This window comes from Mycobacterium leprae TN (genome assembly GCF_000195855.1).
GTDB lineage: Bacteria > Actinomycetota > Actinomycetes > Mycobacteriales > Mycobacteriaceae > Mycobacterium > Mycobacterium leprae.
Window position 1 is genome coordinate 2,916,549 of sequence record NC_002677.1, and the last position, 23,314, is coordinate 2,939,862.

General features: G+C 58.1%; 17 protein-coding genes and 7 pseudogenes. 9 read left to right on the forward strand and 15 right to left on the reverse strand.

The window, feature by feature from the left end:
- Positions 1–67: 67 nt before the first annotated feature.
- From ML_RS12530 to mshA, 3 genes are all read right to left on the reverse strand, one after another.
- Positions 68–811, reverse strand: coding sequence for a phosphoglyceromutase (locus ML_RS12530; protein ID WP_010908901.1), 744 nt, complete (start codon positions 809–811; stop codon positions 68–70).
- Positions 812–823: 12 nt separating this feature from the next.
- On the reverse strand, positions 824–1,378 hold the full coding sequence (locus ML_RS12535; RefSeq protein WP_010908902.1) for a type III secretion system chaperone family protein: 555 nt from the start codon (positions 1,376–1,378) through the stop codon (positions 824–826).
- Positions 1,379–1,451: 73 nt separating this feature from the next.
- On the reverse strand, positions 1,452–2,762 hold the full coding sequence (gene mshA / locus ML_RS12540) for a D-inositol-3-phosphate glycosyltransferase (protein WP_172591929.1): 1,311 nt from the start codon (positions 2,760–2,762) through the stop codon (positions 1,452–1,454).
- A gap of 1,315 nt (positions 2,763–4,077) precedes the next feature.
- Here mshA and ML_RS12550 point away from each other — a divergent pair.
- A pseudogene (locus ML_RS12550) lies at positions 4,078–4,851 on the forward strand (SDR family NAD(P)-dependent oxidoreductase).
- Here ML_RS12550 and ML_RS12555 read toward each other — a convergent pair.
- Together ML_RS12555 and ML_RS12560 are read right to left on the reverse strand one after the other, a co-directional pair.
- Entirely contained in the window at positions 4,835–6,160 is a 1,326-nt protein-coding gene (locus tag ML_RS12555; RefSeq protein WP_010908904.1) for a L,D-transpeptidase, read from the reverse strand. The pseudogene ML_RS12550 and the gene ML_RS12555 sit on opposite strands and share 17 nt — an antisense overlap.
- 80 nt (positions 6,161–6,240) lie before the next feature.
- Complete coding sequence (locus ML_RS12560; protein WP_010908905.1) at positions 6,241–7,344, reverse strand: UDP-N-acetylmuramate dehydrogenase; 1,104 nt, start codon at positions 7,342–7,344, stop codon at positions 6,241–6,243.
- Positions 7,345–7,644: 300 nt separating this feature from the next.
- Here ML_RS12560 and ML_RS14510 point away from each other — a divergent pair, with 300 nt between their 5' ends.
- The 3 genes from ML_RS14510 (at position 7,645) to ML_RS12575 (ending at position 9,951) form a co-directional block, all read left to right on the forward strand.
- On the forward strand, positions 7,645–7,884 hold the full coding sequence (locus ML_RS14510) for a hypothetical protein (protein ID WP_049769895.1): 240 nt from the start codon (positions 7,645–7,647) through the stop codon (positions 7,882–7,884).
- Between the two features lie 208 nt (positions 7,885–8,092).
- The gene (locus tag ML_RS12570; protein WP_010908906.1) at positions 8,093–8,908 is read left to right on the forward strand and encodes a carbon-nitrogen hydrolase family protein; all 816 of its coding nucleotides are present in this window, start codon (positions 8,093–8,095) and stop codon (positions 8,906–8,908) included.
- 23 nt (positions 8,909–8,931) lie between these two features.
- A complete protein-coding gene (locus ML_RS12575; protein WP_041323409.1) occupies positions 8,932–9,951 on the forward strand; it encodes an LmeA family phospholipid-binding protein in 1,020 nt (339 codons plus the stop codon).
- Positions 9,952–10,007: 56 nt separating this feature from the next.
- Here ML_RS12575 and deoC read toward each other — a convergent pair whose 3' ends face one another.
- The 6 genes and pseudogenes from deoC to ML_RS16905 form a co-directional block, all read right to left on the reverse strand.
- Positions 10,008–10,688: a deoxyribose-phosphate aldolase gene (gene deoC, locus ML_RS12580; RefSeq protein WP_010908908.1), complete on the reverse strand. Its 681-nt coding sequence runs from the start codon at positions 10,686–10,688 to the stop codon at positions 10,008–10,010.
- Positions 10,688–11,059, reverse strand: a complete 372-nt coding sequence (locus tag ML_RS12585) for a DUF2599 domain-containing protein (RefSeq protein WP_010908909.1) — start codon at positions 11,057–11,059, stop codon at positions 10,688–10,690. The genes deoC and ML_RS12585 overlap by 1 nt, the downstream gene beginning before the upstream one ends.
- Positions 11,060–11,161: 102 nt before the next feature.
- Positions 11,162–11,449 (reverse strand): DUF2516 family protein, encoded by a 288-nt coding sequence (locus ML_RS12590; protein WP_010908910.1) that lies wholly within the window; start codon positions 11,447–11,449, stop codon positions 11,162–11,164.
- A gap of 119 nt (positions 11,450–11,568) precedes the next feature.
- Positions 11,569–12,135 carry a heparin-binding hemagglutinin HbhA gene (hbhA, locus tag ML_RS12595; protein WP_010908911.1) on the reverse strand — a complete coding sequence of 189 codons (567 nt, stop codon included), beginning with the start codon at positions 12,133–12,135 and terminating at the stop codon, positions 11,569–11,571.
- 211 nt (positions 12,136–12,346) lie between these two features.
- Positions 12,347–12,784 (reverse strand): annotated as a pseudogene (locus ML_RS12600) (helix-turn-helix domain-containing protein).
- A 91-nt stretch (positions 12,785–12,875) separates the two neighbouring features.
- Positions 12,876–13,511 (reverse strand): annotated as a pseudogene (locus tag ML_RS16905) (DUF445 family protein); the annotation flags it as partial.
- A 118-nt stretch (positions 13,512–13,629) separates the two neighbouring features.
- Between ML_RS16905 and ML_RS12610 the strand changes: the two are divergent.
- The 3 genes and pseudogenes from ML_RS12610 (at position 13,630) to pcaA (ending at position 16,401) form a co-directional block, all read left to right on the forward strand.
- Positions 13,630–14,331, forward strand: a complete 702-nt coding sequence (locus tag ML_RS12610) for a TetR/AcrR family transcriptional regulator (protein WP_010908912.1) — start codon at positions 13,630–13,632, stop codon at positions 14,329–14,331.
- A 57-nt stretch (positions 14,332–14,388) separates the two neighbouring features.
- Positions 14,389–14,548: pseudogene (locus ML_RS12615) on the forward strand (prenyltransferase); the annotation flags it as partial.
- Positions 14,549–15,513: 965 nt separating this feature from the next.
- A complete protein-coding gene (gene pcaA / locus ML_RS12620) occupies positions 15,514–16,401 on the forward strand; it encodes a cyclopropane mycolic acid synthase PcaA (RefSeq protein ID WP_010908913.1) in 888 nt (295 codons plus the stop codon).
- A 123-nt stretch (positions 16,402–16,524) separates the two neighbouring features.
- Here the strand turns inward: pcaA and ML_RS12625 are convergent.
- The 4 genes and pseudogenes from ML_RS12625 to ML_RS12640 all read right to left on the reverse strand — a co-directional run bounded on the left by ML_RS12625 (position 16,525) and on the right by ML_RS12640 (position 20,997).
- A pseudogene (locus tag ML_RS12625) lies at positions 16,525–17,346 on the reverse strand (cyclopropane mycolic acid synthase family methyltransferase).
- 191 nt (positions 17,347–17,537) lie between these two features.
- Positions 17,538–18,401, reverse strand: coding sequence for a 3-hydroxybutyryl-CoA dehydrogenase (locus ML_RS12630; RefSeq protein WP_010908914.1), 864 nt, complete (start codon positions 18,399–18,401; stop codon positions 17,538–17,540).
- Between the two features lie 228 nt (positions 18,402–18,629).
- Positions 18,630–19,906 (reverse strand): annotated as a pseudogene (locus ML_RS12635) (beta/alpha barrel domain-containing protein).
- A 296-nt stretch (positions 19,907–20,202) separates the two neighbouring features.
- On the reverse strand, positions 20,203–20,997 hold the full coding sequence (locus ML_RS12640) for an acyl-[acyl-carrier-protein] thioesterase (RefSeq protein ID WP_010908915.1): 795 nt from the start codon (positions 20,995–20,997) through the stop codon (positions 20,203–20,205).
- A gap of 178 nt (positions 20,998–21,175) precedes the next feature.
- Here ML_RS12640 and ML_RS12645 point away from each other — a divergent pair.
- Both ML_RS12645 and ML_RS12650 read left to right on the forward strand, forming a co-directional pair.
- Positions 21,176–22,632: pseudogene (locus tag ML_RS12645) on the forward strand (helix-turn-helix domain-containing protein).
- Positions 22,629–23,195: a carboxymuconolactone decarboxylase family protein gene (locus tag ML_RS12650; RefSeq protein WP_010908916.1), complete on the forward strand. Its 567-nt coding sequence runs from the start codon at positions 22,629–22,631 to the stop codon at positions 23,193–23,195. The pseudogene ML_RS12645 and the gene ML_RS12650 overlap by 4 nt, the downstream one beginning before the upstream one ends.
- Positions 23,196–23,314 lie beyond the last annotated feature (119 nt).

Here is a 23,314-nt window from a genome sequence, read left to right on the forward strand (position 1 = left end):
GCTGTTGTTCACGGGATGTTTGACACATGGGATCTTGAAGCGTCAACAGGCACTGCAACAAATGTTTTTACGGGCGCGCTTGACTGATTACCGCAGCGGCCGCCTCGGGGTCGAGGTAGGTACCACCGGGTACCACCGGACGCAGATCGGCATCTAGATCATAGCGCAGCGGAATGCCAGTCGGAACGTTAAGCCCGACGACCTCGTCGTCGGACATCTCGTCTAGGTGTTTGACCAGCGCGCGCAGCGAGTTGCCGTGCGCCACAATGAGCACCGTTCTGCCGGTCCGCAGATCGGGGACTATCACGTCGGTGAAATACGGCAGGAAGCGGGTCACCACATCAGCCAGGCATTCGGTCAGCGGCCCGCCGCCAATGTCGGTGTAGCGAGGGTCAGCATCCTGGCTGAACTCGCTACCCTTCTCGATCGGTGGTGGCGGAGTGTCGTAGCTGCGGCGCCAAGCCATGAATCGTTCTTCGCCGTAGCGGGCCTTGGTCACGGCCTTGTCCAGACCCTGAAGCGCGCCGTAGTGACGTTCATTGAGCCGCCAGCTGCGACGGACCGGAATCCATAGCCAGTCGGCGGTGTCTAACGCCAGATGCGCAGTGGTGATAGCGCGGCGCAACAGCGACGTGTACAACACGTCGGGCAACAGATTGTGCTCGGCAAGCAACTCACCGCTGCGGACCGCCTCCGCTCGACCCTTGTCGGTTAGCCCGACGTCCACCCAACCGGTGAACAGATTCCGGGCATTCCAGTCACTCTCGCCATGACGGAGTAGAATCAGCGTAGCAGTGTTACCCTGTTGCATCGGCTTAGCATTTCACGGACGAGCGTAGATGGAAGCGTCGCCGTCACCTTCGTCGTCGATTAGGTGCGCGAAGGCCTGCAGATTGTTCAGCGACTCGCCGCGAGAGATTCGCCAGTCCCACTCCTTTTGGATCGACGAACGAAAACCCAATTCCAACAACGTATTAAAGTCCGATTCCACCGCCTCGAGTACCTGTCCGAGCACTCGATCGATCTCGTCGGTGTCGACCGACGCCAAGGACATCCGGCCCACCAGATAGATATCGCCCACGTTGTCCAGCGTGTAGGAAACGCAAAAGAGCCGACGGTTGCGCTTGAGCAAAAACCGGTAGACACCCTCGTGGTTCTCGTCAGGTTTGCGGCATACGAACGCCTCAACATGCACTGAATGCTCGCCGATACTCAGGATGGCGTTGGTCTTGAGCCTACGCTCACCAGGCAGTTCCACTACCAATCGCAACAATCCATCGGGCACCCCAGAAAATTCCGAGTAGGTGAGGTGGCTGGCTTGCAGCGCGTGCTCAATCACCGAACACGCGTGCCACACCGTATCCCAGGCTGTGCTCATTGGCGCCCCGCTCCCCTGCAAGCAGGAGATGCCCCTGCCTCATGGCTTCGTTCTGCATCGTCGCCGGTACGGGTCATGCGCCCATCCCACGGCGTGAGATCCAACGACGGGGCTTGCGCGTTGCCACCAAGTCGCGGACCCGATGCTGACGCGTCGCGGTGAAATCACCGATCGCACGACGGTAGCTGGCTAGCAGCGCATCAGTGGTGTTGTCCCAGGAGAATTGGGCCGCATGCACGACAGCCGCGCGACTTATCGCCCTTGCCTGCGGCCCGGCACTGAGTCGTAACAGCTGATCGACGGCGTCCGCCCAATGACCGACATTATGTCCGAACACCAAAGTGCCGGTGACCCCGTCCCGCACCGCTACCGGCAAGCCGCCGACCGCCGCCGCTACCACCGGAGTGCCACAAGCCTGCGCCTCGACGGCGACCAGGCCAAACGACTCTGAATAACTCGGCACCGCAACTAGATCGGCGGCTTGGAAGACTGTAGCCAAATTCGTACGGGATTGCGGCGGCAAGAACGTCACCCGGGCCGTGATACCAAGTTCGTCGGCCAACCTAACCAGCCCGTCCGGGGAGGCCAAACCACTGCCTGACGGTCCGCCAGCCACAACGATGCGCACCTGCGGCAGTTTCGCGGCGGCACGTAACACGATGTCAGGTGCCTTCAACGGCTGGATCCGTCCGACGAAGGCCACCACGTTGCCGTCGAGCGGCAGCCCCAGCGCAGCCCGAGCAGCCCGCCGGTCACCTGGACGGAACATGTCCAGATCAACACCAGGATGGGCCACGTCAATTTTCGCTGGATCGGCACGGTGAATCGAAATCAATTGCCTTGCTTCATCATCGGTGTTGACGATCATCCGATCGGCCTCGTCGACGACCTGCTGTTCGCCGACACTACGCAACGGCGGCTCAGCCGCGTCACCATCGGCCAGCGCCGCGTTCTTCACCGCGGCCAACGTGTGCGCGGTATGCACCAACGGCACCGCCCAGCGGTCCCGGGCCAGCCAGCCGACCTGCCCAGACAGCCAATAATGCGAGTGGACGATATCGTAGTAGCCCGGTTCGTGAGCCGCTTCTGCGCGCAGCACCCCGGCAGCAAACGCACACAGCTGGGTAGGTAAGTCGTATTTATCCAGGCCCTCGAACGGCCCTGCTACGACGTTGCGCACTAACACTCCGGGCGCTACCCACACGATGGGCGGATCGGCAGAGGCAGTGGCCCGGGTAAAGATCTCCACCTCAATGCCACGCCGAGCCAGGTGCAACGCGCTCTGCAGCACGTAAACATTCATGCCGCCTGCGTCGCCGATGCCCGGCTGAGCCAGCGGTGAGGTGTGCACCGCCAGCACCGCGACCCGATGGAGATCATTCACTGGCGGAAACGTTTCAATTCGATGGCCCGCACATTAGTCATCTTTACAGGACCGATCTGGAACCGCCCGAAACGGGAGTTAACAGCACGTCAAGACCCATCAAGCAGAAGACTCGTCTTGAGCAACCGGGAGTTCAGGACACCGGAACGGCGCATCGCTGCCCCGGCCTCTTGTACCCGGTTATCGAAGGCCGTCACCCGGATATCACGAGGCCGTAACAACAAACGTGCAGTGAATGCCACCAACCACCTAGGCCAGCGCCTCAGGGTATTCAGTGAACACCTGGCTACCCGCCACCAGTTCGTCGGGATTGAGCAAGTCCCGCAGTAACGCAACCGGCCTAATAGAACATCTAGGTCTGCTCCGCCGGGGAGATCTTTAACTTACTGATTGCCGACCCGGGCCATTCACAGGAGATCAGTAATAGCAGTAGCGACACCGCCCCCCGAGCAGGCGACGCCAGATAACATGCTGGGAATGCTCCTTGACCAGGCGGTCCAGCAGCCGAAACCACATCAACGCTGACGGTGGACTCCAACTTCCCAGTCCTGCCGAGCCCACGCTGTGCCTCCCGATTGCGTTCGAAGACCAGTCCCAGGCGTACACGTACAGAGTGGTCGAAGCGCGGGACACCATGGCCAGCGGCGCCGTCGACGGTACCACTGAGTCTAGCATGCTGAGCAACGCGGCGGCGGCGATGCCAGCGCCGCAAGCATCGAGAAGTGCTCTAGGCCAACGAAGTCAGGGTACGACTCGGCTCCTGGCACCCCACGGATGCTGGTGGTTCGCGCGCCTACATGGATGCCTATCGTCAGATAAGGTTCGTGGTTGATCCCGGACCGGGCACTCAAGGGCGCCCGATAGCCCCGGAGTCCACCGGGCCGGACTGCTCCCGCAGCACACTGGCCTCAAGCAGCGCGATGGCCTGACGGTTCACCGCCGCGATGGACAATGATGACAATGATATGGCCCCTACGATGACGTTACAACCGACCGGGCCGCGCAACTACACGGCACGAAAAACGGCAGCCACCGCCAAGTCAGACAAGTTCAGCGACGGAGGCACAACCTGGCTATGTAACCGCAGCTAGCCGCGACATGTAAGTGAATGGCGGTTAACAACAGTAGTGCGTACGAACATCCGTAACCAAAGTTCCTATCTCCGGTCTTAGCCCCACTTATTGACTGGTGTGAAGTCCGACACGGCGATGAACACAGCAACAACACAGACAAGCCAAGAAGACACCTGCGGTCGTGGTGTTGGACAAAGCGGTGCGATGTACACCGAGAATTTAGCACGTTTTTATTTTTTGGAATGGTTCGGATAAGCGCAGTTCCGGTTGCGGATCAAGGGATCGCGGTGGTCACCTACGCCAATTTCGGCATCGATGAGGCAGCCGCGAGAAACCCTGCACCCTTTGGGTTTCATGTGGTCGCCGTGGCGCGTCATGGGGACCGGAACACCGCGCTACTCGACGGGATCGGCAGAACGGTGATCGTGATGAAAATCACAAATTATGGCGCGGTCGAGGCGTTGCTGCGCAGTTCGAACCGGGTTGATGTGCTGGTCAACAACCCCAGTGGCGCGTGGGGCTTGAAATTCGTCGCCAACGACGATTTATTGAAGCATTGACGCTGGATGTGGGCTACCAACATGGTGGATACGCTCCAGCTCAGCTGGGCACTGCTGCCCAAGCTGATCGACTCCGGCGACGTCCTGATCATCATGATCACCTCGATTGCGACGATGGGGATTTTACTGACGGCGACGCTGACTAAACGGCGGTCAGCAAGCCCAGAGCACCTGGCGCTGCACGCTACGCAGCGTAGAATAACTAGGGAAAGCCCGGTACGACTCACCGAGATCGCGCCAGGCGTGGTCAAAACAGAGTTCTCGATGTCCGCTTCGCTGGTGGCCAGCAGCGCGCGGACACCGCCTACGCCGGAATGACACTGCTGGCGTACACTGACGTCGCCTAAGTGATCAGATTCGTGATGTTACAACCTTCCCATGATCAACGTGGACCAGACCATCTTCCGATCACATGATCAAGCGTCAACCACCCACCGCGCTAACCACCGGGTCTAGCCGTCCCTGAACCGCTCGTCGGAGTGCCCGACAAGATAGGAGCACCCGGCGGGGTGACCGGCGCGGTGACAGGAATCTGAGTGGCCGGCTGATGCACCGTCGGAAAAGATAGTAGCGCCGACATCCCCACCCAGGTGTCCCAGTCCACCGCCCAGTCCCAAATATCACCGTCGGAATAGGACAGCTGGATCGAGCTTCCGGTCACCTCAACCGGGTCACCATAGATCGCGCTGCGGTAGAACTGCTCGGCATCGCCCGTGGACAGATTGATACACCCGTTGGTAACATTAGTATTGCCCTGCGCTCCCACGCTTGCTGGGTTGGCGTGGATAAATTCACCATTATTGGAAATCCGTACTGCCCAGCGTTCATACACATTACTGTAGCCGGCAGCCGGGTTGGACATGTAGAAGTCGGAGTATTTCTCGGTGACCACATGGATGCCGTTGCGGGTCACGTTACGAGCCTGGTCGGCCTCGCCGTAGCTACACGGGAAGTCCATGATGACGCCGGCATCGGTGACGACCTGAATGCGATGCGACGAGACTTCGGCCTTGACCACCTGGCGTCGACCGATCTGGATGTTCAACGACATGTCTTGCAGGCCGTATGCACCGTCGCCGAACGGCAGCCCGTAGAGCTTCGCGTCAACGTTCACGGTGGTGCCCGCCGGGTAGTACTCGCGCGGGCGATAGTGAATGCGGGCGCCTTTCGCCTCGTCAGGCAACCATGCCCAACTACCCTCAACGGGTGGGGTGGTAGTGACGGTCAACGCTTTTTCGACAGCGGATTTATCGCTGATGGGCGCATCGAACTGGATGATGATCGGCGCCGCGACCCCTACCGTCTGGCCATCAGCGAGCTGGAATCCTCCATTGACCTTCTTTACGGGGGTCACAGTGCTAAACTTGCCCGTTACCGGAACAGCCTTGCCGTCGTGACCAACAGCCGAACCGTTCCAGGTATAGGTCGTGTCATAGCCCAGCGGCTCGGTAATCGTGTAGACGGTGCGATCTTGATTGAAAACACCAGCAACAACCTTGCCCACTGGGTTCGTCAATGTGACGCGCTGGAACCAGCCGTCGGCGATTTGGACACTGATCGGCGCGACCGGGATCACGTCATCAGTCGCAGTCGCCGGCTGAAACGTCAAGTGCGGCGCTGGCGTCGTCTTCTTCTCGGATGGTTTGATCGCACTGCCCGCACAAGCGACAAATACACTCGGAGCAAACACACCTACCCCAAGAGCGGTCAAAGCCACGCGCCGATTAATCGACTCCCGGTTTTGACGCGGAGTGGATGCGATCACGATACACAAAGATACCGGGCCAGGCGACTTTCCCCCTCCCTAAACACTTTCCGCAAAATACGGTAACCCGTATCCAATAGCTACAACACGCACCCAACCAGTGCAGGCTCAGGTTCGAGTGTGATACCAAACACCTCTAGGACCCCATTACGAACGGTGCGGGCCAGAGTTACCACATCTTCGGCGGTGGCGGCACCGCGGTTGGTTAAGGCAAGCACATGTTTGGTGGAAAGCCGGCATGGAGCTGCACCATCAGGATAACCCTTACCGAAGCCGGCCCGTTCCACCAGCCAGCCAGCGGCCAGCTTGACGCCGTCCTGCGCCGGATAATGCGGCACCGGCCCGTCCACCATCTTGGCTAGCTGACGGTAAACGTCCGGCGCTACTACCGGATTAGTAAAGAAAGATCCGACACTCCAGGTGTCATGGTCTGCCGCATCGAGCACCATACCCTTGCGAACACGCAGCGCCAGCACCGCCTCGCGCACCGCGTGTGGGTTGGCGCGCTGCCCACTAGTCGCGTCGAGTGTGGCCACCAGCTCACCATAGTGCAACGGTGCGCTCTGCCCCGATGCATCGAGCTTGAACTCGACTTCCAGCACCACAGCAGGCGGTTGCGACCCTGACGGGTCGGCTTGCTTGAAAACGCTGGTACGATAACCAAAACGCAACTCGCAGGCGGAGACCCAACGAACCGAGCCGCTACTGCGCTCCAGCAGCCGGACCCGAGTGATTGTGTCAGACACTTCTGCGCCGTAGGCACCCACATTTTGCACCGGAGTGGCCCCAGCCGATCCGGGGATACCAGACAGGCATTCCAGCCCACCGAGCCCGTGCTCGATGGCCCTAACCACCACGTCGTCCCAGACCGCGCCAGCCTCGGCACGCACTAGGTTGCCGTCGATAGTGATGCCGGCATTGGCCAAGCGCACCGCAGTCAAGTCGGCCAGCGTGTCGGCAATCACCAGGTTGGAGCCGCCAGCAAATATCAGCAGCGGCCCAGCTCCCCTGCCGCCGGCTGGTGCGTCTAGCTGCCGTATAACGTCGACTACCTGTTCAGTGCTGGCGCACGTTATAACCCGCTGGGCGACCGGACCGACCCGCAACGTGGTCAACGGCGCAAGTGACACCGCCTCTGCGACATGCGCGCCGGCAAAGAACGAACCGACAGCGCTCCGTTTCATGGCAGGTAACGATAGACTGGCCTACTATGCCGCTATAATGCGACATGTCCGCCGACTACGAAGGCGGTGTCGAAAACATTTTTCAGACATTAAACGAGGCGGACTACTGACAGGCCCTAGTGGCTAAGTCTGGCTAAGTCGTCCGCGGTCGACGGGATGCGGCTGGAGTCGAGGCGGGTGGGGTGCGGAGTCAAGCAACGACGGGACTACTTGAAGTGGTCATCGTGCAGGTGATGCGCAGTCACAGCCTACCGAACCTGGTCAGACAGGTGCACCGAGGCAGCCTAAATACATTAAGACGTGAGAAGACCCCGGAGTCCAATCACTGATACTGATGGCGTCGCGCTGGAGGTCCATTGTGGGATCGATCTTGAATGCTCCGACGAACTTTTCGGGCATTGCAATGCTGTCGCCAAATCGGCCGAGTCCAGCGGAGCCCGGCTGAAGCTTCAGGTCACCGTTCAGGTGCGAATCACCATTATTGGCGGCAACCTCGAGAAGATCACCGGCACCCAGTTGAGCCGCATCGGTGAGACTTGAACAGCGCTTCACCACGATGTGTCGCGAAGAACGCCTGATTAACTGCCGGCGTAACCTACCGCTCTCCACCGGTCCAACCTGAGACTGCCCGACCGAAGCAACCGCCGGACCCATCCAGAACAGCCTCGCTCTCCCTCGCAAGCGGGCAATACCCCTTACCCTCACACCGCAAGCGCCGCGCGGCGTAGCCAAGCTTAAGCTGGCACGCATGCGAATCGCATTGGCGCAAATCCTCAGCGGCACCGATCCGGTAGCAAACCTGCGGCTGGTGCGAGAGTACACAGGCCAGGCCACCGACGCCGGCGCGACGTTAGTGGTCTTCCCGGAAGCGACCATGTGCCGATTCGGTGTTCCACTGGGGCCGGTCGCTGAGCCCATAGACGGCCCCTGGGCCAACGGTGTGCGACAAATCGCGACCGAGGCCGGCATCACCATAATCGCCGGAATATTCACCCCCGCTGACGACGGGCGGGTAATGAACACGCTGATCGCTGCCGGCCCCGGGACACCCAACCAGCCCGACACCCACTACCACAAAATCCATCTCTACGACGCGTTCGGCTTCACTGAGTCACGGACGGTCACAGCCGGGCACGAACCGGTGGTGATCACAGTAGACGACGTCCAGGTTGGTCTCACTATTTGCTACGATATCCGCTTTCCAGCGCTGTACACTGAGCTGGCCCGCCGCGGCGCGCAACTGATCGTGGTCTGCGCGTCATGGGGCTCCGGTGCTGGCAAACTCGAGCAGTGGACGTTGCTTGCCCGTGCCCGTGCCCTTGACTCGATGAGCTACGTCGCCGCAGTCGGTCAGGCTGACCCAGGAGGTGCCCTGACCGACTCGGGCCCCAGCTCAGCCGCACCGACCGGAGTAGGCGGCAGCCTGGTGGCCTCGCCGTTAGGCGAGGTGGTGGCGTCGGCTGGCACCGAATCAAAACTGGTCGTCGCCGACATCGACGTCGACAACGTGACTACAGCTCGCGAGAACATCGCTGTACTGCGTAACCGGTCACATTTTGCTTAGGTTGATAGAGCACAATCACGTGGGTGACCAATCAGCAAGGACCACCGAATGAAGGCCCTTCGACGTGGGCGCATCCCAGCTACCGGGGCCTCCTCAACCATCCGCAAGCTCCAACTGAACGGATGAAGGCCGGTGAGCCTCCGACTGCGCCCGGCCAGCTGACACAGCAGACCGAGCAGATCGGAGGGGCAAATATGGAGGCACAGGGGGCAGGGAACCCACTAACGCGCACCACACCCCCGACCCCAGCAGATCAGCTGGCTGCGCCGAAAAAAGACCCAGAACCAGAGAAAATCCAACGATGCTTGCTTCGCGACCCACTCGCCATCGTCCTGATCTTGATCATAGTGGTTGCGCTCGTCATCAGCGGGCTAATCGGAGCCGAACTTTTTGCCCGCCACACCGCAAACAGCAAAGTCGCTAGAGTGGTGACCTGCGAGATCAAAGATCAGGCCACCGCGAAGTTCGGTGTGACACCATTATTGCTCTGGCAGTTCGCTACCCAACATTTCACCAACATCTCCGTGGAGACCGCAGGTAACCAGATTCGTGATGCCAAAGGCATGAAGATCGCGATAGACATTCAGAATGTGCAGATCAGAGACACTCCGACTTCGAGGGGCACGATCGGCGTGTTGGATGCCATCATCACCTGGTCTTCTGATGGCATCAGGCAATCGGTGCAGAACTCGATTCCGGTACTTGGCGGCGTTGTCACCACCAGTGTGACCACTCATCCCACCAATGGCACCATCGAGCTGAAAGGAATGCTGAACGACATTGTGGCTAAGCCGGTGGTGTCCAACGGTGGCCTGCAGCTACAGATCGTCAGTTTTAATACACTGGGATTCTCGCTGCCGAAAGAGACCGTGCAATTCACCCTGGACGATTTCACCACCAACCTAACCAAGAACTACCCCCTGGGCATCCACGCGGACAACGTGGAGGTCACTTCGACCGGCGTGACAAGCCACTTCTCAGCCCGGAACACTAATATCCCCAACAGCACAGGCGGTCAGGACCCCTGTTTCGCTAACCTCTAAGGGCTTCGTGACGCCCGGCAGCCATCGCTCGACCTGCACAGGAAAACAAATAGAGTTTAGCTGAGCCCATCCAGCACTTCTCGAGTGGAAGACAGGCCCAGCCTCGTGGCACCAGCGTCCAGCAGTGCGATCGCGTCAACGGCGGTACGGATGCCGCCGCTGGCCTTGACCCCTAGCCGGCCCCCGACGGCCTCGGTCATCAGCGTGACAGCACGCACCGACGCTCCCCCAGCGGGATGAAACCCAGTCGAGGTCTTGACGAAGTCCGCGCCGGCGGCTTCCGCGACGTGACACACTTCAGCCAGCGTACGTTCGTTTGCCTGGCCCAACAGCACCGCCGACTCCACAATCACCTTGAGTACGACACCGGCTATAGCGGAGCGCACCATCTCGATATCGGACCGCACCGCATCGAGGTCTCCAGCCAACGCAGCACCGACGGCGATGACCATGTCGATCTCAGTTGCACCGGATGCTACGGCCTGAACTGCCTCTTGCGCCTTGACAATGGACACATGCTCGCCCGACGGAAACCCGACCACCGTAGCAACCCGCAAACCACCCGCACCGGCTTCGACGGCGGCCGGCACCATCGACGGGGAGACACACACCGCGTAGACGCCCAGCTCAACAGCTTCGGCAACAAGAGCAGCCACATCAGCATGGGTCGCCTCGGACTTGAGCAGGGTATGGTCAACCAGCGCCGCCAACTGTTTCCGAGTAGGTTGGCCCTGCACTACCGCGGTCCCTCGTCGGCTTGCTGTATTCCTTCGGATATACCGGGATGGCAACCGGCAGCGAATATCTCGGAGTCATCGACGACGGGACGCCATGGCTCGAGATTCGAGCTTGTATTGCTGGGTTGCACAAATTCGGCGAACTGCCCGTGACAGATGAACTGCGCGTGCATGTCGGCGGTGTCGGCGTCCGGAGACAGCGTGAGGACGTCACCCCACGCTTCGTCGCCGGCAGCCACGTCGGGCTGCATCGCAGAGGTACGCCCAAAGAGGTTCGAGTAGGCTTGCAAGCTGATAAGGCTTCGCCAACGTGTCCATTTGGTGTGGTCAACAAAAGGCAGGACATACAACGGGCTCAAGGGGCTAGACATGCCAGTGTCCGGATCGGCCAAAGCGTAAACTGCACGCTACTAGCGAGCCGAGTACGCCAACAAGTACCGCCGCCGACGCGGCCGAAAGAACAGTCACTCGGTTTAGCGCGATTTGCCCTGAATATCGAGCAGCTTGGGCCGTACGTCAACCAGATAGACCCCAGCGGCACAGGCGGCTATCACTATGCCAAGCACACCGAAGACGAAGCCTAGGATAGAGGTCAGCGACACAGCCGCACCGAGGATCACTAACCATACCGGTTTTGTCAGCTTTTCAGCGGCGGTATAGGCGTCGGGTCGCTGCAGCGCTGCATGCACAAACGCGTACACCGCCGTCACCAGAACGGCGAGCTGCAAGACCAACATGACAGTACCCACGAGGTGGCTCATCTTGATAAGCGTATGCGGAGACCGTCCCAAACGTCGACTCCGAGTACGCCACCAGGACAACTCGGATCAAATGCGTTACCGGTCCGAGCCACCACACCAGGGTAATTCGGAACCTGAACCTATTTCTGTGTGACCTTCTTGGCCGGAGCCTTCTTCGCAGGCGCCTTCTTGGCCGGAGCCTTCCTCGCAGGCGCCGCCGCCTTCTTGGGTAGCTCGATGCCGACCAGTTTGGCTGCACGCCCGCCAACCGCGCGGGTCTGCGACGCGACAGTACCCAGCGCCTCCTGAGTCAACTCGACAGCCTGGTCCACGTAACCCTCGGCACGTGCCGACGCATCTTCGAAAACCGGCCGGCTGCGTAACCGCTCCAGGGCGGCCTCGCCGCGCTCGACTAGCTCGTTGTACCGGTTGGTCGCTGCCTCCAAATAGCCCTCAGCGGCCTTACGCAACTCGTCGGCGGTGAACTTCTCACGCAGCTCGCTAAGGTGTTCGGGCAGAACCTCCTGCAGTTTTGCCACGCGAGCGCGGCTCTCCTCAACACGGCTGCGGGTATCGATGCGGGTTTCTTCGGCACGTTCGCGCATGTTGCCGACCAGCTCATTAACGGTGGTCAGGGCCAAGTCTGCCGCGCCCAGCGCTGCCAACAATGGCGCCCGCAGGTCGTCGACGTTAGGGTTTTCAGCCATGGTGTTTCCTTTCATGGATTGTTGTCGTTATAGGCGTCAGTAGTATCTGGCCCGAGAGTTAGGCCAAGCGTCGGCTCCTCTGGGAGGAGTAGTCAAGACTCGCGGATTGACATTACTGTTTGGCCAACTAATCGGGTTGGATTCACCATGACCTGAACAAGGTCGCCCTTCTTCGGGTAACCCGGCAACCAGTGGGATATTCCCACAAGCCTCAGCCGATTCCGGACCAACCGGACTGATCAGTCGTGGGTACGGGCCTCGGTGGGACACGCCTCGAGGGTGGATTCGTTTTGATTAGGTGGATTAAGCATAAATGTCAAGCAAAACCTGCTTCTGCCGCTCAGTGATCGCTGTATCGGTTATGATGACGTTACGCACTTGCCTGGTCTCACTGGCCTTAAGAATTCCGACTTGTACATAAAAGACCTCAGCGGAAACCCGTAGCACCTTTACGATTTTGGTTCAAGAGATCGGGGGACAGTTTGCGCGATCCGCTCTTCACCTGGCTCAAGTACAAATTGCTGGCGCCGGACCGTTCAGCAAGCTACCGCATCGAGACTTGCGCCGTCTCACGCTGGGTTCTGATAAAACTACCCCTACCAGAGGCAGCGGTGAACACATTGGCAAAAAGTTTTCCATCTGAGACCACCGACGCACCTCCTTGCGTCCGATAGTCGGTGCTCACTGGCACTAGTATGCATAACAAATGCTTGCTTTCGCAAGCATTTGTTATGCATACTTCAGAGCAAAATTTGCGCAACGGTGTACATTGTTAGCCCGGCCAGCGCACTCACCACGGTGCCATTGATCCGAATAAACTGCAGGTAACGGCCGAGTGCAATTCGATGCGTCGGCTGGCTTACTCGCCGTCTCAGCACTCGATCGCCTCGGTGATGATCGCTATAATCTCTACGCCATATTGCAAAACCAGATGCTGGGTCGCCCGCACCATCCAGCCCTCGACTTTGTCTCGCATGTAGGCGGCGTCACACACAGTGATTCCCCGATCCGAACCACGGTGTGGGCTATGCGGGCGCACAACGTGCCGGACGAGTCGACCAACCCTTCTGGACCCTAAGAAACCAGCGCCTCAACGTCTGCCACGCCATTGCCGATCTCATCGCGCGCTATCAACTGCTCCTTGACAGCACAGGTGCGCGCAATAGTGGGCCGGTTCATGCTGCAGATCGTCAGCGAGTTCTAACAGAAATCGAGTCAACGAACGACGTAATTTGTGGTCGGGGTTGCGACGCACTTTGTCGGTGAAGTCCACCAAATCACAATCTATGCGGTTATCACAACAACGATGCGGCAACCTAACGAGATGATCGATGAAGCTCGGCGACCTACTTAGGTGAGTCGCACTCGACCACCCGCTAGAGCGGGAAACCAGTTACTGTAACCACACTTTTCCCCGAGGCCTTGTGCGCATGGAGCCCATGCCATCGACAGGCCATAATATCGAGTGCGTCTAGTGAATGGGAACCAGGGACAGTGGCAGAGCATATCCCGGCTGTGGCCGTCAAGACGGATGGCCGCAAGCGGCGGTGGCATCAACACAAGGTAGAGCGCCGCAACGAGCTGGTTGACGGCACGATCGATGCGATTCGCCGGCAGGGCCGCTTCCTGAGTATGGATGAAATCGCAGGGAAGATCGGGGTCTCCAAGACCGTGCTTTACCGCTATTTCATAGACAAAAACGACCTGACTACAGCGGTGATGATGCGCTTCGCGCAGACCACGTTGATTCCCAACATGGCCGCCGCGCTGTCAACGAATTTGGATGGCTTCGATCTTACTCGCGAAATCATCCGGGTATATGTCAAAACCGTGGCGGCCGAACCCGAGCCATATCAGTTTGTGATGGCGAACAGCTCGGCCAGCAAAAGTAAAGTGATCGCCGACTCTGAGCGGATCATTGCGCGCATGCTCGCAGTCATGATACGTCGCCGCATGCAAGAGGCCGGCATGGACGCCGGCGGTGTGGAGCCCTGGGCTTACTTGATCGTTGGCGGCGTGCAGCTTGCCACCCACTCGTGGATGTCGGACCCGCGGATGAGCGCCGACGAGCTGATCGACTACCTGACCATGCTCAGCTGGAACGCACTGTGCGGGATCGTCGAGGTCGGCGGATCGCTGGAAAAGTTCCGTAAGCAGCCACATCCATCACCGATAATCCCACCACGAGGGCCCTAAGCGGTTCCGCCGCGGGTTTAGGCTTAAGGAATGTCCTAGGAGAGCGTTGGCTCGCGGCTGAAGTCGTGGGCATACGTACTACCAATCCGCCACCCGACACGCCGATCGACCACGTCACGCGCTGGCTCGTCGTCACGCGTGCCGCGGTACTGCCGAATGTACCTTGTTCTCTTGCCTTGTCGCGGTATTGCTGGCGGCCAATGACCCTGGTCTCGATTGACGCTGGCTGATCCTGACCGTGGTGGATATCACGGGCGCGCGCATGGCCAACAACCTGTCTAGTTCCTACGTCAGTACCGACAGTGCCTATTCTACCCGCGTGCCCGCGACGCTACGCTCCTCACCCAGTCCTGTCAGCTTCCGCACGCTGAGTCTGGCAATATCTGTTGATGAATTCCGTCTACCTGGCAATCCCGGCCATGATCGAGGGACCCGTGGCGGTTCCTCGCATTCAGCGGCTTCGCTCTATACTTTAGCGTTGCTTACACAGAATCTAAGCTGCGGTTATATAGAGATGTGACTTCCGGTGCATCCGACATTTTCGTCCTATGATGCCCGCTAATGGTGTGTGGAACGTACTACTCGGCGGTGGACACAGCCAGTTGAGGCATCGCGCTGGCCTTGTATCTCTAATGGTTTGTTGTGCACGACGGTGCTGATGGGCAAGCGTATCTCCAAGATCCCACTACGACCGAGTGCTCGGCATCGCGACGTTCCCGGGTCCTGCTTGGCAAAGCTCGCGCTAGCGTGGTAAAGCTGGCCCGATGGCCCAGTTCTACTGTACTGGTCACAGCCGTTGCCGGGGTGGGAACGATGCTTTAGTCCGCATTGTGTCGTGCTGATAGCGCTGCCTCGGCTGGGTGAATGATGTGACCATATTTCCGTCGGCAGAAACCCAACCAACCGCCGCCGGAGTTTCCGGTCTGACCACTGTAGTACGCTGGGTGAACGTAGGTGCACGTGCGTCCGGCCGGTGGACTGCTCGTCATGGACCTCAGGATTGACGCCGGGCTGCACACATTGTCAATCGCATCGACGGTTGTGATGCATGCCGAGCGCAGCGTAGACGACTTGAGCCACTTGAACGGTTAGCATGCAGGGGATGCATCGGGGGGCCAAGCCAGGGTGTGTCTTTTTTCGCGCCATAAACGCCTCCGGGACACAGAAAGGCTCAATAACCGTATGTCCGTGCAGCTGACGCCGCATTTTAGAAACGTACAAGCCCATTACGACCTATCTGACGACTTCTTCCGCCTGTTCCTCGACCCCACCCTGACCTACAGCTGCGCGTATTTCGAGCGTGACGACATGACGCTCGAGGAAGCGCAGCTCGCCAAGGTCGATCTAGCGTTGGGAAAGCTCAAGCTTGAGCCCGGGATGACGTTGCTGGACATCGGCTGTGGTTGGGGCGCCACCATGAAACGCGCGATTGAAATATACGACGTCAACGTTATAGGCCTGACCCTGTCCGAGAATCAGGCCGCCCACGTTCAGAAGACATTCGACGAGTTAGACACCCCCCGAACCCGGCGGGTACTGCTGGAGGGCTGGGAGAAGTTCCACGAACCTGTCGACCGGATTGTCTCGATCGGTGCATTCGAGCACTTCGGCCGCCAACGCTATGCACGCTTCTTCAAGATGGCCCACGAAGTCCTACCGGCCGACAGCGTGATGTTACTGCACACCATCGTCCGTCCCACCTTTAAAGATGCCAGAGCGCGGGGCATGACTTTAACCCACGAGATTGTTCACTTTACCCAATTCATTTTGGCTGAGATCTTCCCTGGTGGCTGGTTACCAACAGTACCGACGGTGGAAGAGCACGCCACCGCGGCCGGTTTCAAGTTCACACGGATCCAGTCGCTGCAGCTACACTACGCCAAAACCCTGGACTTGTGGGCCGCCAGACTGGAAGCCAACAAGAACAAGGCGATCGCCATCCAGTCTGAAGAGGTCTACGACCGCTACATGAAGTACCTAACTGGGTGCGCAAAGCTGTTCCGCGACGGGTACACTGATGTCGACCAGTTCACTTTGGAAAAGCAACCAGCCACCGCACGCCGGCATTGAGTCGCCCGCTTAACCATCAGAAAACCGTCGCGGATTTACCCCCAGAACCATCCCAAAACCACAAACTCCAGAGCCGCGCGCAAGTCTGGAGTCATCCCCATCGCTTGAGACATCGTCGCAAGCTTACTTGGTCAAGGTGAAACTCCCCACGTTGCGGATGCCTTTGTGGAAGAAATACCCACCCAGTTAGGTACTTCATGTAGCGGTCGTAGACCTCTTCAGACTGGATGGCGATCGCCTTGTTCTTGTTGGCTTCCAGTCTGGCGGCCCACAAGTCCAGGGTTTTGGCGTAGTGTAGCTGCAGCGACTGGATCCGTGTGAACTTGAAACCGGCCGCGGTGGCGTGCTCTTCCACCGTCGGTACTGTTGGTAACCAGCCACCAGGGAAGATCTCAGCCAAAATGAATTGGGTAAAGTGAACAATCTCGTGGGTTAAAGTCATGCCCCGCGCTCTGGCATCTTTAAAGGTGGGACGGACGATGGTGTGCAGTAACATCACGCTGTCGGCCGGTAGGACTTCGTGGGCCATCTTGAAGAAGCGTGCATAGCGTTGGCGGCCGAAGTGCTCGAATGCACCGATCGAGACAATCCGGTCGACAGGTTCGTGGAACTTCTCCCAGCCCTCCAGCAGTACCCGCCGGGTTCGGGGGGTGTCTAACTCGTCGAATGTCTTCTGAACGTGGGCGGCCTGATTCTCGGACAGGGTCAGGCCTATAACGTTGACGTCGTATATTTCAATCGCGCGTTTCATGGTGGCGCCCCAACCACAGCCGATGTCCAGCAACGTCATCCCGGGCTCAAGCTTGAGCTTTCCCAACGCTAGATCGACCTTGGCGAGCTGCGCTTCCTCGAGCGTCATGTCGTCACGCTCGAAATACGCGCACGTAATAACCTATCGTTGGATCTAAAAAATAATGCGAAAAATTCATCCGAAACATTATAAATAGATCAGGACTCTTCATAAAAAGGCGCCAGCTCGGTCATGCTCGGCAAAAACCTCTCGTTCGTCGACCTGAGCAGTGGTACCTTATTCTTACAACAACTGTTGTACCACTCGGCGCGCTTGCGGATGATCTCGACATCCTCTCGGCGCTAACGACCTTGGCAAGAACCGCGCGGGTGGACCATATGCTACTTCAGTACGTATAGAAACCCTGACCCGATTTTTTACCTAGCAGGCCCGCCTCGACCATACGTAGCAACAGCGGCGGCGGACCGTAGTGCGGTTCTTTAAATTCTTCGAACATCTTGTCCGCGATTAGTTTTAGGGTGTCCAAGCCAACGAGATCGGAGAGCCGCAGCGGGCCCATCGGGTGCGACAGCCCGGCAAGGACAGCCTTGTCGACATCTTCGACGGTGGCAAACCCAGCTTCGACTATCCGGATCGCCGACAACAAATAAGGCACCAGTAGAGCATTGACCACAAAACCAGACCGGTCCGAGCAGCGCACCACTTGCTTGCCAAGTACTCCGCTGGCAAACTCTTCGGCACGAGTGGCAGCGGCTTCATCGGTGACCAACGTGCTGACCAATTCGACCAAGGGTAGCACTGGTACTGGGTTGAAGAAGTGCAGGCCCAGGACTCGTTGTGGGTTCTTGGTGGCCGCAGCGATTTTCATGATCGGGATGCTGGAGGTGTTCGACGCAAGCACCGCATCGGGATCGGTAATGACTCGGTCGAGTTCGGCGAAAACCTTCGTCTTGACAGCCTCGTCCTCGACAATGGCCTCAATCACCAATTGCCGGTCGGCCAAGTCATTCAGGTCTGTGGTGAAGACCAGATGGCCAAGGGCACTGTCGCGCTCGCGCTCTGTCACCTTGCCTGCGCTAACGCCACGCTCCAAGGACTTCACAATGCGGTTGCGTCCTGCGGTGACTAACGTGTCAGTGGTTTCAAACACCGTCACGCCAACACCGGCACGAACAGCAACTTCAGCGATGCCCGACCCCATCTGCCCCGCCCCAACAACCCCTACTCGCTGGATCGCTGCATCACTCACTGTTGTCTCTCCAGAGTCGTATTGTCGTTCTACCGCAAGAGGCCCCACCTAGGTTTGCTGGGCAGGGCCTAAATTGTCAAACTCATCTCAGGCCTTCGAACATAAATCGCAGCGAAAAACCAGCAGAAGTATCGCATCAGCTCCACGCCTAGCATGACCCCAGTCATGCTTAGTGGACCTACTCAATCGGGTTCACCTCGTCTGCGCAGACTTACGCCCACTCAATCCTCAGTGAAGCTGGCCTTCTTCGGTAGAACCGGTCAAAGCAACCGTCGACGAATGCAGATCGGCCATGGTGGCGACGCGATCAAAAGAGCCGGCACCAATCTCGCACTGGTGCGTGGTAGCGGTGTAGCCGCGCACTTCAGCGGCAAACTAGCACTCCTACAACTCAACCTAGGCGGTCATCTGGTTACGAGCATAATCGTAGGCGAGATCGAACATGGAATAGTTCAGTGCATGGAAGCCGGCCAACGTAATAGAATGGAATTTGAATCCCATTGCAGAAAAATCCTTCTGGAACTTGGTGATATTGCTGTAGTCAAGGTGTTGCTTACAATTGCACGATAGCGAACTAATAGGCCAGTATCTGGTCCGGGTAGGAATCCTTGACCGACTCGGAGAATTTCTATGCAAGTTTGAGGTACGGTGGTGTCGGTCTCCATCCAGATTAAATCGACTAACGGCGCATAGATTTTTGCCCGAGCGATACAGAGCTCGATGCCGTTCTTGGCGAGGTAGAAACCGCCCTTAGTGCGCTCACCGGTGATTAACGGCCGGTCACGCTCGTCTACGTCGGAGGTTATCAGGGTGGCAACCTCGGCGTTGGGACGGGCAATCATGACAGTCAGCACGTCGAACACGAGCCGAGCAGACATCAAGTGCGGATGTGCTGCTGGGTAGGGGAATCAGCACCTTGCCGCCCAGGTGACCACATTTCTTCTCAGAGGCCAAGCTGATACTCCCCCAATGCTAACCAGCAACACCCATGGTGATCAAGGCCTTCTACAGTTCGAAAACGTTAAGCACACTACCGAAGCCAACCTCACCATCAGCGACGATCTGCGCTAGCCAGTTCTCCACCGAGGTGTCGGCCTCAACCTTGGCGATCTGGTCGGCGCGCCGTTAATACGGCGGAGTACTTGCAGCACCGAGTTGGCCGGGTACAGGCTTTAGCCGGGGTAGGTGTTGCCGGACAAGTTAGGCGTCACCGGCGATCTGCCAACACGACAGGTAGATAGCCTTCAGGCCGGCGCGCACCTGCTAGACAGCCATGTTGCCAATCAGGGCACGGATCTTGGCTTTGACTCATTTCCAGTCATGCAACTGTTCCCACAACCGCTCCGCGCCACGGCGGGCTAGCGTGTGGTCCTCGACGACGCTGCCCTGCAGGGCTGCCACGTCCGCAGCGGTGTAGGTAACGAGTGGACGTCCTTCCAACGCGAATCTGTGTAGCCAGTCGTGCTGAATCCGCTCGGCGCTCTTGGGGTGCCGACGACAGACAGTGGGCTTGCTCCTTTAACAGTGTTTCGTGGTCAGGTACTGCTGAATTGGTGAAACCGAACCGCTACGAGACAGTGCTGGTAGCCCAACATCCACTGCTGTGCTAACTCGACTATGGCACAGCCTGCTCCCCAAAACTCACTTGTTTCACTTACAAATTTCGGTCATTACTTCAGGAGATTGCGCGAATTTTACGAAAGAGCAAAGGCGCTAAACCATTTCAGAAACTACCGTTCAGTAACCACAAATCAGCAGGTCAACCAAGAATTTTCCGAGAGTTGCCCGGCTTACGATTTCGCTACAGCGCGAAGATCGCAGCGATGGCTTTAGTCTCGTCGCCAACCGTATATGTGAGCGTTATAACAGAGCGGTCAACCAAGCCAGGACCGAATTGATCAGTCGAGCCAGCAGGGTGAACGTGCAAAACGATCTCCAACTTGTCGCCCAGCGCAACGGGAGCCTCATGTTCGATGGTGGTGCGGAGCGGCCCTTTGAGTAGTTCGGAGTGAGACACCAAATAGTCCTCGATCACGCTCCAGTACACCGAATTGTTCATGTGATCGAACAAGTCAATATCAGTTACCCGCACCGGGAACTCGTGGATTTCCGACGCATCGTCACGGCTACCCGGCTGCAAATAGCCCCTCCACCGCAGCCTATCGACGGACGTGGTCCTGTGCAGGCCCGCCAGGAAGTCGTCCGCGATGCGGGCCGGCATCTGAGTTTCCCGGTTGATGTTGATCCAAAACGCCTCGGACTCGATGAGGCCACCCTTGCGCCCATCGATACGGACACGCATTTCACACCACCGGTTCGAGGTACCCGAACACCACCGCCGCAGCCGCAACATTTCCTGGAACTCAACCGGACGGATCAAGTCAACCATGGTGCGGCGCACAATCCACAGCGGGTGGGTCTCCTCGAACCCCATCTCGCGCAGTTGATCCTGACCGATGTCTTGGATATGCCGGACACCTGCGTCTAATCGCAGCCGACCGGTGCGGTCGATGTCCCCTACGCGAAGCGGCCATTCACGATCAAACACATCGGGATGACCTTCGGGAACCGGCATCATTATCTTGTCTAGGCTCACGGCATCGGCCCCGTTTCCTACTCGTCCACACCCCAAGGTCTTAGCCCCGAACCGAATTATGCCAAACGACGTCTGTCAAATACCAGTCGAACATGAAACGTGATCCCAGTGCGAACTCTGCGAATTGTGCCTCAACAACAAAAGTAAACTGAATTGGGTGTTCAAGAAGTTCGATTGTGTGTTCACGAAGTTCGTCAGCCCGGATGTGCGACAGTTGCGTAGTGAGTGCAGGTTCAGCCAAGATGAATTTGGCCCAGATACTGGAGATCTCGCCACCCTAACCTCAATCAGATCGAGCACGACGTTCGCCCGTTTAAAGTGGGTGCATTGCTGCGAATCACCTGAGGTGTTCGGGGTGGACGCGACCTTCCGCGGCCCTCACAACGACACCCGACTGACAACCGAGCTGCATGGGGTGACAATGGACCGCGATGCTGGATCTCGACATTGACCCGACCGAAGTCGCCAAATGGGAAATGATCAGTGCCCATTCGGGCCTCACCCGAGCGGTGGTCAACCTGCACTGACGCTACCGACTCACCACTGCACAGCTAGACGCCGCTACCAAGGAACGGTTCTTCGATGGTAACGGCAGCGAATCGATCACCACGTAGTACGAAGAAGCCCGCGACTACAAATATGCCAACGACCAACGCCAGAACTACCTACACGAACTGGCCACCGCAACCGAAAACATAAAGACCCAGACGCAGCCGCATCACGGCCACTTGGCCCGCGAGTTGACCCGGCCGGTTCACCGAGGTGCACAGCAACCGGTTAAGCGCTCTCGGTGATGAGTGTGCTGCACCGCTGCGACCCCACAACCAACACGCTCCAAATCAACAGCCACCTCATCATTAGGTCAGCAGGTGTTCAAGATAGCCGCCGAATGTGGCGTATCTCGAAGTACGGTGATTTGATCAACCACCTTGTTGCAGAAGGCAAATTCACCAGCGACGAGTCGCACACCCTGGCCCGAGCTCGGGTTGGCCAATTACTTCCTTCACCGTAGCCGTGGTGCTTGCCCTACCGCCAGTTCCACGACGTGTCCGAGAACTTTCGCTACGACGTAAAGCAGCTGTCAGCGTTCTACTCGGTGAGCTACGAGACTACAGCGCACCGGCTGTCAACGTTGCAGCGACCATGAATACGGGGTGTGCCCTTTTCGTTCGTCCGCGAACACCGAGCAATAAACATATCAAAAGACTACTATATCAACGGCTTTCACGCCTACTCCAGTGAAGGAACCTGATCACTATGGAACGTTTACGAAAACGTTCGCCAACCCGGGTAAGATCTTTGGTGCAAATCGCCCAAATGCCCTACGGGCGTATCTAGAGATGTAGGTGGCCCGAACCGTCGAGCGCCTAGCCACCCTGTATGATCAGTCTGGTAAAATCTTCACAATTGACTGAGCTGAGTTGCGAACTTCTTCAGGCACAACCGGCTCGTCAGGACTTGACTTGTCAGGAGATCCAGGGAAGCTTGAGAAATATCGCCACACTAATCGACGCGCGTAGTCGTGTCTGCGAACGTAACAACTGTCCTCTGCGGACGTTCCCCGCTTTGAGTCGAGCACTCAAGCTCGACGAACACCGCAGCACAATCTCTCCGTACTTGGTGAAACACGCATGAGCGGCGGTACTGGCACCGGACCGGTCGGTCGCATCCCACCAGGCAGCCTGCGTCAGCTGGGACCGATCAACTGGGTGATCGCCAAGTTGGCCGCGAGCTTGCTTCGCACATCTGAGATGCATCTATTCACCATTCTGGGACAGCGCCAACTGCTGTTCTGGGCGTGGCTGATTTATGGCGGCCGACTGCTGCGGGGCAAACTACCGCGCGTCGATACCGAGTTGGTAATCCTGCGGGTCGCACATCTACGCACTTGCGAATACGAGCTGCAACACCATCGCCGCATGGCACGTAAACGGGGTCTGGATACAAAAATACAGGCTATGATCTTCGCCTGGCCTGACGTTCCAACAGGAGCTGGGTTAAGCGTCCGGCAACAAGCCCTGTTGGCCGCAACGGACGAGTTCGTCAAAGACCGAAAGATAACTAGCAGTAGCTGGCAGCAGCTGGAAACTCACCTAGATCGACGTCGACTGATCGAATTCTGCATGCTCATAAGCCAATACGACGGACTCGCGGCGACGATATCGAGCCTCGACATCCCGTTGGACAACTCGTGCTAGGTCCTTACAGGAATCCTTAATCTCGTGCGTTTGAAGTTCGTGTAATGCTCGTTGAATTGTAATTTGTGTGCATGTTCTGTTGTGGGAGTGGAGCTTGCAATTTCGATTCTTGAATATTA

Excerpts from the sequence above, each read along its gene's own strand:
- ML_RS12530 (WP_010908901.1), bottom strand. The coding sequence starts at position 811 with ATGCAACAGGGTAACACTGCTACGCTGATTCTACTCCGTCATGGCGAG.
- ML_RS12535 (WP_010908902.1), bottom strand. The coding sequence starts at position 1,378 with ATGAGCACAGCCTGGGATACGGTGTGGCACGCGTGTTCGGTGATTGAG.
- ML_RS12560 (WP_010908905.1), bottom strand. The coding sequence starts at position 7,344 with ATGAAACGGAGCGCTGTCGGTTCGTTCTTTGCCGGCGCGCATGTCGCA.
- ML_RS12570 (WP_010908906.1), top strand. The coding sequence starts at position 8,093 with ATGCGAATCGCATTGGCGCAAATCCTCAGCGGCACCGATCCGGTAGCA.
- ML_RS12585 (WP_010908909.1), bottom strand. The coding sequence starts at position 11,059 with ATGTCTAGCCCCTTGAGCCCGTTGTATGTCCTGCCTTTTGTTGACCAC.
- ML_RS12590 (WP_010908910.1), bottom strand. The coding sequence starts at position 11,449 with ATGAGCCACCTCGTGGGTACTGTCATGTTGGTCTTGCAGCTCGCCGTT.
- hbhA (WP_010908911.1), bottom strand. The coding sequence starts at position 12,135 with ATGGCTGAAAACCCTAACGTCGACGACCTGCGGGCGCCATTGTTGGCA.
- pcaA (WP_010908913.1), top strand. The coding sequence starts at position 15,514 with ATGTCCGTGCAGCTGACGCCGCATTTTAGAAACGTACAAGCCCATTAC.
- ML_RS12650 (WP_010908916.1), top strand. The coding sequence starts at position 22,629 with ATGAGCGGCGGTACTGGCACCGGACCGGTCGGTCGCATCCCACCAGGC.